This window comes from Pseudomonas sp. S150 (assembly GCF_004526365.1).
In the GTDB taxonomy this organism is placed as follows: domain Bacteria; phylum Pseudomonadota; class Gammaproteobacteria; order Pseudomonadales; family Pseudomonadaceae; genus Aquipseudomonas; species Aquipseudomonas putida_A.
Window position 1 is genome coordinate 1,870,726 of record NZ_CP038207.1, and the last position, 12,329, is coordinate 1,883,054.

At 61.3% G+C, this 12,329-nt stretch carries 14 protein-coding genes and 1 pseudogene; all 15 read left to right on the top strand.

The features are described 5' to 3' along the window. The first annotated feature begins 6 nt into the window (after positions 1–6). The 15 genes and pseudogenes from E3Z29_RS08525 (at position 7) to E3Z29_RS08600 (ending at position 12,306) form a co-directional block, all read left to right on the top strand. Positions 7–1,035 (top strand): phage late control D family protein, encoded by a 1,029-nt coding sequence (locus E3Z29_RS08525; RefSeq protein ID WP_134785556.1) that lies wholly within the window; start codon positions 7–9, stop codon positions 1,033–1,035. 158 nt (positions 1,036–1,193) lie between these two features. Beyond that, on the top strand, positions 1,194–1,778 hold the full coding sequence (locus tag E3Z29_RS08535; protein WP_134785557.1) for a hypothetical protein: 585 nt from the start codon (positions 1,194–1,196) through the stop codon (positions 1,776–1,778). Next, entirely contained in the window at positions 1,775–1,954 is a 180-nt protein-coding gene (locus tag E3Z29_RS08540; protein WP_027611066.1) for a DUF2635 domain-containing protein, read from the top strand. Before E3Z29_RS08535 ends, E3Z29_RS08540 begins: the two co-directional genes overlap by 4 nt. Next, positions 1,954–3,453: pseudogene (locus E3Z29_RS08545) on the top strand (phage tail sheath subtilisin-like domain-containing protein). The gene E3Z29_RS08540 and the pseudogene E3Z29_RS08545 overlap by 1 nt, the downstream one beginning before the upstream one ends. Positions 3,454–3,520: 67 nt before the next feature. After that, positions 3,521–3,868: a phage tail tube protein gene (locus E3Z29_RS08550; RefSeq protein ID WP_007964335.1), complete on the top strand. Its 348-nt coding sequence runs from the start codon at positions 3,521–3,523 to the stop codon at positions 3,866–3,868. After that, entirely contained in the window at positions 3,865–4,161 is a 297-nt protein-coding gene (locus E3Z29_RS08555) for a phage tail assembly protein (RefSeq protein ID WP_003222226.1), read from the top strand. The genes E3Z29_RS08550 and E3Z29_RS08555 overlap by 4 nt, the downstream gene beginning before the upstream one ends. A 130-nt stretch (positions 4,162–4,291) precedes the next feature. Further along, positions 4,292–6,190, top strand: coding sequence for a phage tail protein (locus E3Z29_RS08560; protein WP_134785558.1), 1,899 nt, complete (start codon positions 4,292–4,294; stop codon positions 6,188–6,190). Further along, positions 6,177–7,412 (top strand): DNA circularization protein, encoded by a 1,236-nt coding sequence (locus tag E3Z29_RS08565; protein WP_134785559.1) that lies wholly within the window; start codon positions 6,177–6,179, stop codon positions 7,410–7,412. Before E3Z29_RS08560 ends, E3Z29_RS08565 begins: the two co-directional genes overlap by 14 nt. Positions 7,413–7,415: 3 nt before the next feature. Then, on the top strand, positions 7,416–8,459 hold the full coding sequence (locus E3Z29_RS08570) for a phage baseplate assembly protein (protein WP_134785560.1): 1,044 nt from the start codon (positions 7,416–7,418) through the stop codon (positions 8,457–8,459). Positions 8,460–8,602: 143 nt separating this feature from the next. Next, positions 8,603–9,112, top strand: coding sequence for a phage baseplate assembly protein V (locus tag E3Z29_RS08575; RefSeq protein WP_027611071.1), 510 nt, complete (start codon positions 8,603–8,605; stop codon positions 9,110–9,112). Further along, complete coding sequence (locus E3Z29_RS08580) at positions 9,112–9,510, top strand: phage GP46 family protein (RefSeq protein WP_007964342.1); 399 nt, start codon at positions 9,112–9,114, stop codon at positions 9,508–9,510. The genes E3Z29_RS08575 and E3Z29_RS08580 overlap by 1 nt, the downstream gene beginning before the upstream one ends. Further along, positions 9,500–10,546, top strand: coding sequence for a baseplate J/gp47 family protein (locus E3Z29_RS08585; RefSeq protein WP_134785561.1), 1,047 nt, complete (start codon positions 9,500–9,502; stop codon positions 10,544–10,546). The genes E3Z29_RS08580 and E3Z29_RS08585 overlap by 11 nt, the downstream gene beginning before the upstream one ends. Continuing rightward, positions 10,534–11,133 carry a YmfQ family protein gene (locus E3Z29_RS08590; protein ID WP_007964344.1) on the top strand — a complete coding sequence of 200 codons (600 nt, stop codon included), beginning with the start codon at positions 10,534–10,536 and terminating at the stop codon, positions 11,131–11,133. Before E3Z29_RS08585 ends, E3Z29_RS08590 begins: the two co-directional genes overlap by 13 nt. 14 nt (positions 11,134–11,147) lie before the next feature. Then, positions 11,148–11,879, top strand: coding sequence for a hypothetical protein (locus E3Z29_RS08595; protein WP_041072249.1), 732 nt, complete (start codon positions 11,148–11,150; stop codon positions 11,877–11,879). A 1-nt stretch (position 11,880) separates the two neighbouring features. Next, on the top strand, positions 11,881–12,306 hold the full coding sequence (locus E3Z29_RS08600; protein WP_134785562.1) for a phage tail assembly chaperone: 426 nt from the start codon (positions 11,881–11,883) through the stop codon (positions 12,304–12,306). Positions 12,307–12,329: the final 23 nt, after the last annotated feature.

The window sequence follows — 12,329 nt, forward strand, 5'->3', positions numbered from 1 at the left end:
GGTTGCATGACACTGGGTTTCACCCCGGCGGTAAGACTCTACGGGGCCCATTCGGCCCTGCTCAATCAACGCCTGATCAGTTGGGAACACATCGACGCTGCCGGTTTCGAGTCCGATCAACTGACGTTGACGATTGATCTTGAAGGCCTCGAAGGGCTGCCGGATCTGGGCGGGAAAATCGGCCTTGAGGTCGGTTATCTGGAGTCGGGAATGGTCGACAAGGGCCAGTTCAAAGTGACGCGCCTGACGCCGACGCTGTTCCCGTTCCGCCTGACGCTGGTGGCCACGGCGGCGCCGTTCAGCAAGGATGATGAGACGGGCTTCAAGCAACGTCGCACGGCCAGTCATGGCCCGACCACCTTGGGTGCGCTGTTTCGCAAACTGGTGTCGAGCCATGGCTTTTCACCGCGCGCCGCGCCCGAGGTGGCGATGATCAGAATCGAGCACGTCGACCAGTCCAACGAAACCGATATGAGCTTTCTGACGCGCCTGGCGAAAAAGTACAACGCGGTGACCAAACCCTACAACGACGTGTACGTGCTGGCCCGTCCCGGCCAGACCAAATCGTTGTCGGGCCAGGTGCTGGCGGACGTGACCTTGTCGGTGACCAGCAACAACCGTCCCGGCGATCACGCGTTCGTCAGCGCCACGCTGGAGGAGTCTGCCCGCGAGCAGACCAAGGGTTGCAAGACCTGTTTTTGGGATGGCGCTGCAGGTGTGTTGCGCTGGGTTGAAACGGGGCTTGCGCCGTTCAAGACCCTGCGCCAGAAACAACCCAGCGAAGCCGATGCGATCGCCGTCGGCGAAGGCGAAGTGCGCAAGATGCTCCGGCAAAAATACAAGGTGAAAATCACCTGCCCCGGCAATCCACTGCTGGCCGCCGAAGGCCTTGTGCTGCTCGATGAGACCTGGCCGGACTTCATGCGTGGGCGCTGGTCGATCGAAAAAGTCACCGCCAGCGGCAATCGCGAGAACAGCTATCGCTGCGTGATCGATGCCGCGTGCCTCGACCCGAAAGCCGAAGCCAAAGACTGATCTCACACCCACGAGTCCCCTGTAGGAGTGAGCCTGCTCGCGATAGCGGTGTGTCAGGCACATTGATTGTGAATGTGGCACCGCCATCGCGAGCAGGCTCACTCCTACAGGGGATTCGCGGTGTTTTCTGCAACTCATTTCAACTCTGGAACACCACCATGAAGATCACCCCGATCCTCACGCAGCTGCGTGCGCAATGCCCAAACCTTGCCAACCGCATTGCGGTGGGTGTCGACCTGGCGTTGCTGCAAGGCAATGCCGATCTACCGACACCCTCGGCCCATGTTCTGCCCCTGGCGGATCTCGCCAGCACCAGCACCGCACAAAACCTCACCGCGCAACCGATCCGCGACCGCTTCGAAATCGTCCTGGCGCTCGACGCCAGCGACAGCACAAAAGCGCTGGATCTGTTGCACGACCTGCGCGCCGAACTGTGGCGCGCGCTGGTGGGATTCAAACCGGGCACCGACTACAGCGCCATCGTCTACGACGGCGGCGAGATGGTCTCGATCAACAGCAGCCGGGCCTTCTATCGGCTGCGCTTTTTTACCGAGTTCCAGCTCGGCCGCAATCTGCCGAGTCAGCCTGCGGAGAGTTGGCACGAACGTGAACTGGACGGTTTGTCGTCCTTTACCGGGGTCACCGTGCGGGTCGATGCGATCGACCCGGCCGACCCCAATCTGAAACACCCGGGCCCTGACGGGCGCGTGGAACTGACTTTCTCTGGAGACGTAACCCCATGAGCAATCGCATCACCGTACTGCCGGCCGCTGGCCGTGCCGTGCCTGACCCGGAAGCGGGCGATCTGCTGCCCAAAGAAGGCCGTGAAGTGCTGGACAGCGCCTGGTGGCGCCGACGTCTGGCCGACGGCGATATCACTCTAAAAACCGTAAAAGTCAAAGCACAGGGAGCCAAATAATGGCGATCGGATTCAGCAACATCCCCGCGGACATTCGTGTACCGCTGTTCTATGCCGAAATGGACAACTCGGCCGCCAATAGCGCGACTTCGGCCATGCGCCGTTTGATCGTCGCTCAGGTCAACGACAACATCGCCCCGACCGAAGTCGGCAAACTGGTGCTGGTCTCCAGCGTCGCGCTGGCAAAAAGCATCGGCGGTCAGGGCTCGATGCTCGCCTCGATGTACGAGACCTTCCGCAAGGCCGACCCGATCGGCGAGATCTGGTGCCTGCCGCTGCACAACACTGAAGGCGCCATCGCCAAAGGCGTGCTGACCCTGACTGGCACTGCGACTCAGGCTGGCGTGCTCAACCTGTACGTCGCTGGTGTGCGTGTGCAGGCCACCGTGGTCAACGGTGCCACCGCTGCTCAAGCGGCTACCGCACTGGCACAGAAAATCAACGCCACCGCCGATCTGCCGGTGAGCGCTGCGGCTGCCGAAGGCGTGGTCACTCTGACCGCCAAATGGACCGGCGACAGTGGTAACGACATCAGCCTGCAGTTCAATCGCCTGGGCAAGAGCAACGGCGAAGAAACCCCGGCCGGCCTGACCACTGCGATCACCGCCATGACCGGCGGCGCCGGTGTACCGGACCAGGTCGCAGCCGTGGCTGCACTGGGCGACGAGCCGTTCGAGTTCATCGCTCTGCCGTGGTCGGATCTGTCGACCCTCAATACCTGGCAAGCAGTGATGGATGACAGCACCGGTCGCTGGTCCTGGGCCAAGCAACTGTTCGGTCACGTCTACAGCGCCAAGCGCGGCACCGTCGGCACCCTGGTTGCTGCTGGCCAGGCACGTAACGATCAGCACATGACCATCCAGGCGCTGGAGCCGGGCGTACCGCAACCGTTCTGGGTACAAGCTGCCGCACTGGCTGCGCGCACCGCGGTGTTCATCTCCGCCGATGCCAGCCGTCCGACCCAAAGCGGCAGCCTGCCGGGTGTTGATCCGGCGCCGGCCAGCGAGCGATTCACCCTGACCGAGCGTCAATCGCTGCTCAACTACGGCATTGCCACCGCGTACTACGAAGGCGGTTACGTGCGCATTCAGCGTTCGATCACACCACCTACCAGAAGAACGCTTACGGTCAGGCTGACAACTCCTACCTGGACAGCGAAACCATGCACCAGTCGGCGTTCATCGTGCGTCGTCTGCAAAGCGTGATCACCAGCAAGTACGGCCGGCACAAACTGGCTTCCGACGGCACCCGTTTCGGCGCCGGCCAGCCGATCGTCACTCCGGCGACCATTCGCGGCGAGCTGATCGCGCAGTACGCCAAGCTGGAACTGGAAGGCCACGTGGAGAACGCCGAGCTGTTCGCCGAGCACCTGATCGTCGAGCGCGACGTACAGGATCCGAGCCGCGTGAACGTGCTGTTCCCGCCGGATTACATCAACGGTCTGCGCGTGTTCGCACTGCTCAACCAATTTCCGTCTGCAATACGACGACGCGGCCTGATCGCCGCGTTTGGCCGTAAGCATTCAGCCCACTCCGGTGGGCTTTTTTATTTGAAGGGAGTAACACCATGGGTCAAGTGATTGCAGGCACCTGCTACGTCAAAGTCGACGGTGCACAACTGACTATCAACGGCGGCTGCGAAGCCCCGCTGATGGCCGTCAAACGCGAAACCGTCGTACCGGGTTTCTACAAGGAAACCGACGTCGCGCCGTCGTTCAAAGTGACCGCGCTGCACACCGCCGACTTCCCGCTGAAGAAGCTGATCGAAGGCACCGACATCACCGTCACCTGCGAATTCAGCAACGGCAAAGTCTACGTGCTGGCCGGTGCCTATCTGGTCGAAGAGCCGGTTTCAAAGGGCGATGACGCCACCATCGAACTGAAATTCGAAGGCATCAAGGGGACCTGGCAATGAGCGGCGCCGTGAAGCTTCAGGTTGCGATCGAAGCTCACGGCGAGCCCCTGACCGAACTCGTCCTGCGCCGTCCGACGGTGCAGGAAGTGCGAGCGATCAAGGCGCTGCCGTACAAGATCGACAAAAGCGAAGAGGTCAGCCTCGACATGGACGTGGCGGCCAAATACATCGCCGTGTGCGCCGGTATTCCACCGTCGTCGGTCAACCAGCTCGATCTGGCTGACCTCAACGCGCTGAGCTGGGCCGTTGCGAGTTTTTTCATGAGTGCGGCGTCGGAGCCATCACCGACCTGATCGCAGTCGCCTATGACCTGGCCTGGTTCTGGAAGGTTGACCCCGAACAGATGATGGCCAGGCCACTGGATGTGCTCCGCGAATCGCTGGAGCACGCGCAACGGATCAATGCGATGCAGCAGGTGCAGTGATGGCAGACGAAGAAAAGAAAGTGCAAACACCGGTGCTGATCACGGGCATCGATGAACTGTCGCCCAAACTCGGCGCCCTGCGAGTAAAGGTCGAGAGCTTCAAGAAAAATCTCGAACAGACCGGCCTCGGCAAACTGGATATCAGCGGTCTGTTCAAGGGCGGCAGCGTGATCACGCCGTTCGTGGACGGGATCAAATCGGCGGCAGCGTTTCAGGGCAAATTGACTGAAGTCAGCGAGACGGCGAAAACCGTCGACCTGCCTGCGGCGCCGAAAGTCGCTGCACAAAACATGAACGTGTTCAGTGCGTCGATGGAAAAGGTTTCCGCTGCTGTTGACGCGGCGCTGGTGCCGGCAGTCGGTGCGTTGGTCGTCGGGCTTGAGCCAATGCTGACTCAGGTCGCCAGCCTGCTTGCCGAGAACCCGCAACTGGTGGAAGGCCTGGCTGCGGGGGCTATCGCCTTCTCGGCGATGCAGACCGCGGTCACCGGCGCCACGCAAGTGTTCGATGTCATGAGCATGGTGCTCAAGACCAATCCGATCATGCTCATCGCCATGGGCATCGCGGTGGCGGCCGGTTTGATCTATGCCAACTGGACGCCGATCAGTGCGTTCTTCAAAGGCATGTGGGAAGGCGTGAAAAACATCGGTGCGAGTGCGATGGCGACGTTGCGCTCGATTCTTGACTGGCGACCACTGGATGCACTGGCGGCGCTGTGGTCACCGGTCGTGGGATTCTTCTCGGGCATGTGGGACGAGGTCAAAGCCGTCACTGCGCCGGTCATCGACTTCTTCAAATCGGTGTTCTCGTGGACGCCCGCCGGCATGATCCTGGAAAACTGGGCGCCGCTGACGGGGCTGTTTTCGGCGATCTGGGAACTGCTCAAGGCCTTGAGTGTGCCGGTGATGGCGTTCCTCAGAAACCTGTTCGACTTCTCGCCGATGCAAATGATCAACAGTGCGTGGGGTGGCGTTGTCAGGTTCTTCGAGCCGATGTTCGATGGCCTGCGAAAAGTCGCGCAACCGGCTAAAGAGTTTCTGGTGTCGTTGTTCGATTTCTCGCCCATGCAGATGATCACCAGCGCCTGGGGCGGAGTTGTTGCGTACTTCCAGCCGCTGTGGACGACTCTGCAATCGGCGGTGCAAAGCACCCGGGATACATTGCGGGCACTGTTCGATTATTTCCCGATGGAAATGATCACCAGCGCCTGGGGTGGTGTCGTCGGGTACTTCGAACCGATCTGGACGGCACTGCAAACCTCAGTGCAGCGGGTCAAAGGCTTTTTCAGCAGCCTGTTCGAGTGGTCGCCGCTGGAGCAGATTGCGCAGTACTGGCAGCCGGTCGGCGACGTCTTTTCGGCGCTGTGGGATGTTGTGCTGGCGGCGTCTGCACCGGTCGTGGACTTTCTGCACACCCTGTTCGAATGGAAACCTCTGGATCAGATCATCGAGAGCTGGGGGCCGATTGTCGGGTGGTTCGGCGAGTTGTGGCAAAAGCTGCAAACCGTCATCGCGCCGATCAAGGAGCTGTTCGACGGAGGTTTCGCCGGGTTGATCGCCAAGGTCACCGGCAAGGTCGAAACTCTGACCCAAGCGCAGCGCCAGACCAATGCCGAAGGCAAGGGTGAGCTGGCGCCGGCATTCTTTGGCGCGAGTAGCGCCCCTGCTGGAAACGGAACGCTGCAAGGCGGATCGCTGCCACAAACCTCCAGCGCCCTGATCCAGCAAAGCGCGGCCAACAACCGTACGCAACTCGAAGGCGGCCTGACCGTGCGCTTCGAAAATGCACCGGCGGGGCTGCGCACCGATCAACCACAAAGCAATCAACCGGGCCTGGCGCTGTCTTCGCGCATCGGCTATCGCTCGCTGTCGGCAGGAGGTTCCAATGAACTGGCGTGACCGCTTGTTGCCGGCATCGTTTCGCGGTGTCGGATTCTGGATCGATCAGGCGAAAACCCCGGTCGGTCGCAAAGGTCAGTTGCACGAATACCCGCAACGCGACCTGCCGTATTTCGAGGATCTCGGCCAGCAGGCCAAGACCCACGACCTGACGGCGTTCATCATCGGCGCCGATTGTCTGGAGCAGCGCGACAAGCTGCTCAAGGCCTTGGAGGCGGGCAGTGGTGAATTGGTGCATCCGTGGCTCGGACGCCTGCAAGTCAAAGTCGGCGAATGCGACATGACCCACACCCGCCAGGACGGCGGGCTGGTAACGTTCAGTCTGAAGTTTTACCCGGACCGGCCGTTGCCGTTTCCGACCGCTACCGTCAGTACGCAAAAAGTTCTGTTGGTCAAGGCTGACACTTTGCTGGGTTCTGCGGTGGCGCGTTTCGAGCAGGCGATGACGTTGATCAAGGCTGCGCGGATCGGCATTGCCAATCTGCGCAACAGCCTGACCGGGGTCTATGAGGTGATCAAAGAGCAGCTCAAACCGCTGATCGAGCAGTATCGGCAGATCACCGAACTGGTCAAAGCGGTCAAGGAGTTGCCCAAGGAAGTCGCGGCGGAGTTCAAAGGCTTGCTCGGCGATATCAAGGAACTCAAGGCATTCGCGAAGGAGGGCTACCGTGGCGTGATTGCCGACGTGTCCCAACAACTCGAAGCCATCCGCAAGGCTGATGCGCCGAAGATCACCACCGGCAAGGACACCAACGCGGCGGCGCAAGCCATGGCCGATCTGGTGCAGGACACCATGCTGGTGAAAGTGGCGCAGTGGGTAGCGTCGATGCCGGTGGCGACTCCGGCGGTGAAGCTGTCGTCGACACCTTCGGTGGCGCATCAGGCGGATCAACCGGTGACTCGTCAGGAAGTGCCGGTGACCGAAGAAATGAAAGCGCTGCAGAAGGCGGTCGGGGTGGCAATTGACCCGATGCTGGACAAGGCCGATCCCAAACATCACCAGGCAATCAACGATGTAAAGGAAGCGCTGATTGCGCATCTCAAGGCAGTGGCGTCATCCGGTGTGCGCCAGGTCACCAAATCGTTTCAGGAAAGCCTGCCGGCGCTGGTGGTGGCCTACAAGCAATTTGCCGATGCCACACGGGTGACTCAAGTGACGCAGAGCAACGCGATGAACCATCCGGGCTTTTCTCCCAACGACGTAAAAGTGTCCAGGGAGTGAGCCATGAGCGAGATGGATAACCATGTCACGCTGACCGTCAACAACATGGAATACGGCGGCTGGAAAAGCGTGGAAATCACCGCCGATCTTGAGCGCCAGTTCCGCACCTTCAAACTCGACATCACCTGGCAATGGCCTGGGCAGACGGTGGATCAACGGATCAAACCGGGTGACCCGTGCGAAGTGAAAATCGGCCAGGACCTGGTGCTCACTGGCTACGTGTTCAAGGCCCCGATCAGTTACGACGGACGCCAGATCAGCCTGAGCATCGAGGGTAGCTCCAAGACTCAGGATCTGGTCGATTGCGCAGCCACCAACCGGCCGAACCAATGGCAGGAGCAACCGCTGCTGAGCATCGTCCAGGCTCTGGCGGCGGAATACTCGCTGTACGTGGTCAACGAAATTCCCGAGACCGCGCGGCTCGCCAAACACACCATCGTGCCGGGCGAAACGGTGTTCCAGTCGATCGATCGTCTGCTCTCGCTGTTCCGGGTGTTTTCCACTGATGACGAGCAAGGCCGGCTGGTGCTGGCCAAGCCCGGTAGTGGTGGTCGGGCCAGTGACGCGCTGGAGTTGGGCAAGAACATTCTGTCGGCGAACGCGCCGATGGATCAGAGCCAGGTGTTTTCTGAATACCGAGTGATCGGTCAGCAGAAAGGCTCGGACAATAAGAGCGGGGCGGCCGTCAGCGAGGTTCAATCCAGCGCGGCTGATCTGAGCTTCAAGCGCCGCCGCACCACGATCATCAACGAGGGCACCGCGCTGACGTTCGAGTTGGCCCAGCAACGCGCCCAATGGGAAAGCGCCACCCGCATGGGCCGGGCGCAGACCACCACCTATCAGGTGCAGGGCTGGCGTCAGTCCAATGGCGATCTGTGGCGCCACAACACGCTGGTGAAGGTCACGGATCCGGTGCTCGGTTTCGACGGCGACATGTTGATTTCCAAAGTCACCTATTCGCTCTCGGCGCAAGGCTCGGTGACCACGCTGCAAGTGGCGCCACCGCATACCTTCGATCCTGATCCCACGCCTCCGAAAAAAACCTGAGCCTGACACCGAACCCCTGTGGGAGCGGGCTTGCTCGCGAAAGCGTCAGCAGCTCCAACATCCCATTGACTGACCCACCGCTTTCGCGAGCAAGCCCGCTCCCACATGTTGTCCGTGTCGGGTCTGCTCCCTGAGGACAATTCATGAGCCTACTGACACGCCTGCTGGCGCGCGGCACTGTCGTGCTCGCCCATTCGGCATCCAAGCTGCAATCGCTGCAAATGCGCCTCACCGCCGGCGAGGTGAACGACGACATGGAGCATTTCGAACCCTACGGTTTCACCAGCAACCCGCTGGCCGGCGCCGAAGGCATCGTCACGTTTCTCGGCGGTGACCGGTCTCACGCCATCGCCCTGGTGGTCGCCGACCGCCGCTATCGCTTGCAGTCGCTGGCCTCTGGCGAAGTGGCGATCTACACCGACGAGGGCGACAAAATTCACTTCAAGCGCGGGCGGATCATCGACATCGAAACCGCCACCCTGAACATCCGCGCCAGCAGCGCGGTGAACTTCGACACGCCGGTGATCAACCAGACCGGCAAGATCGTTTCCACCGGCGACCAACTCGCCGGCGGCATCAGCCAGATCAAACACGTGCACGTTGGCGTGCAGGCCGGTAGCGGCCAGACCGGTGCGCCGGCAGGAGGCAAATAATGCTTGTCAGCCAGAACCTCCACGCCGCACTGACCCGCGCCGTGCTCATCAGCCTGTTCACCTGGCGCCGCGCCGCCGATGACGACGCCCTCGACGACGAGGAGCGCTTCGGCTGGTGGGGCGACAGCTTTCCCACCGTCGCCGACGATCGCATCGGTTCGCGGCTGTGGCTTTTGCGTCGGGTCAAGCTGACTCGACAGACCCAGATGGACGCCGAGTTCTATGCCCGCGAAGCCTTGCAATGGCTGATCGACGACGGCCACTGCAGCGCCATCGACATCATCAGCGAACGCCTCGACGCCCAGCGCCTGAACCTGCGCACGGTCCTGACCCTGGCCGACGGCGAACGTCTGGACATCAACCCCGATAACAGTTGGCAGGTGATCTATGCCGTTTGAAACCCCTTCGCTGCCGGTGCTGATCAAGCGCACCCAAAGCGACCTGGCCGGCGATTCGCTGCGCCAGTCCGATGCGCAAGTGTTGGCCCGCACCCTCGGTGGCGCCGCGTATGGCCTGTACGGTTATCTCGACTGGATTGCCGAGCAGATTTTGCCGGACAAAGCCGACGAATCGACCCTGGAACGCATCGCCGCGCTGCGCCTTAATCAGCCACGCAAACCGGCGCAATTCGCCACCGGCAGCGTCAGTTTTACCGCGACCGCCGGTGCGGTGCTGGATGTCGACACGCTGCTGCAAGCGAGCGATGGCCGTACCTACAAAGTCACCACCGCGCGCACCACCGTCAATGGCAGCAACACCACCACCATCGCGGCGCTGGATGCTGGCAGCCTGGGCAATGCCGACGCCGGTCTGGCGCTGAACCCGGTGCAGCCGATCGCCGGCGTGGTCGGCAACAGTTTTGTGGTGCTCGCGCCCGGCCTCAGTGGTGGCGTGGCGCGAGAAAGCCTGGAGTCGTTGCGCTCGCGGGTGATCCGTTCTTATCGCGTGATCCCCCACGGCGGTTCGGCAAGCGACTACGAGACCTGGGCGTTGGAAGTGCCAGGTGTGACGCGCGCCTGGTGTCGTGGCGGCCTGCTCGGGCCAGGCACAGTGACGGTGTTCATCATGCGTGACGAAGACCCGCAACCGGTGCCCAACGATGAGCAATTGGCGGAGGTTCAGGAGTACATCGAACCGCTGCGTCCGGTGACGGCGGAAGTACACGTGCAGCGGCCGATTCAGGTGCCGGTGGTGTATCGCTTCAAGAGCGTCAACCCGGACACCACTGCTGTGCGCGCCGCCGTTGAAGCGCAACTGCGCGACCTGCACAACCGCGAGGCCGATCTGGGTGTGCCGCTGCTGATCAGCCATATCCGCGAAGCCATCAGCAGCGCCGGCGGTGAGTACGATCACACGCTGACCGCGCCGGCCGCTGACGTGCCTGCCGGGCAAAGCGAACTGCTGACCTTCGGAGGTTGCGTATGGGGGGCATAAGAACCGCCGCGCAATATCAGGCGCAGCTGCGCGCCTTGCTGCCGAGCGGCCCGGCGTGGGACCCGGAACGCGTCCCGGAACTTGAGGAAGTGCTGCAAGGCGTCGCCGTCGAACTGGCGCGCCTCGACGCCCGCGCTGCCGACCTGCTCAACGAGATGGACCCGGCGGGCGTCAGCGAACTGGTGCCGGACTGGGAGCGGGTGATGGAGCTGCCCGACCCGTGCCTGGGCGCCACACCGCTGTTCGACGACCGCCGCCTCGCCGTGCGCCGGCGCTTGCTCGCGGTCGGCAGCCAGGCCGTCGGTTACTACCTCGACATCGCCAAAAGCCAGGGCTACCCCAACGCCAGCATCACCGAGCACGAAGCCCCGCGCATGGGCCGCTCGCGTTTTGGCGCAGCGCACTGGGGCACCTGGGAAGCGCAATTCATGTGGACCCTCAACACCGGCGGCCGCCTGCTGCTCGGCCGGCGCTATGGTGCGAGCTACTGGGGCGAGCGCTTCGGCGTCAACCCGGGCTCGGCGCTGGAGTGCCTGATCCACCGCAGTGCGCCGGCGCATACCAAAGTGCACATCAATTATGACTAGGGAGGAATGACGGGATGGATTATCCGAAGAGTGTGCCCAGTGCCGGTCTGGTGAATGGGAAATTTGTCGATGAAAACCCGCTGACCGGGACGCCGGGGTCGCTGATTCCGGCGCGATGGGGCAACAGCGTTACCGATGAAATCATCAACGCGATCACTGCCGCCGGACTTGTGCCTGACGAGGGTAACAGCACGCAACTGAGATTGGCGATTTCGACGATTGTCGAGAAGAACAAAAATGATTCTTTGGCGAGCAAGGATGAGGCCGAAGCAGGTACCAGCAGCAGCCGTCTGATGACGCCGCAGCGCGTTTTCCAAGCGATCGAAAAGAAAGTGGTTCAAGCCACTGAAACGGTTTTAGGCTGGGCGCGGATCGCGACCCAAAGCCAAGTCAATGCGGGGACTGACGACACCGCCATCGTCACACCGAAAAAGCTCCGGTTTGGTGTTTCCTACAGCATTGGCGCGAACGGCTATATCGCCTTTCCGAGTTGGTTGGGGGGCTTCATGATCCAGTGGGTCCTGATCACCATTGCTGCAGATAAAACCTATGCTGCCCAACCTTGGCCGGTGGCTTTCAAGACCCAGTGTGCCGCTACTTGGGCGAGTTATTCGCACGGCGGAAACGCACCCTATTTCGATATCACCACTCCACCCTTGGTGACCTATTTTGATTCTAGCCAGGTGCAGGTTTTGAGTAATTCCGGTGGCACCGGTTTTGTCACTGTGCTGGGAGTGGGGAACTGAAATGAAACGTTTCTATAGCCGCACCACTGGCAACACTTATTTGTCGGGCTATCACACGAGCCTCCCGGGCGATGCCGTTGAAATTGACGACGAGCGTTACGAGTCGGTTATTGCTAACCCTGCAGCCGGAACCGAGCGGTCCCATGACGAGCAAGGTCTGCCGATACTGATCGAGTCGACGCCCCTTTCAGGCGAGGAAGCGCTGATCGAAGCAAAGGCATGGCGCGACAAGGAATTTGATCGCGTGGTCTGGTTGCGTGATCGCCATCGGGACGAAGTGGAATTGATGAAAGCCACCACGCTATCCGACTCTGAATATCTGACCCTGCTGAATTACCTGCAGGCGCTACGCAAGTGGCCCCAGGCGAAGAAATTCCCCTCCAAACGCTCTCGACCGAAAAAGCCTGCCTGGATGACTGCCGAGTGAATGGATGCTGCATTGTCGGCATC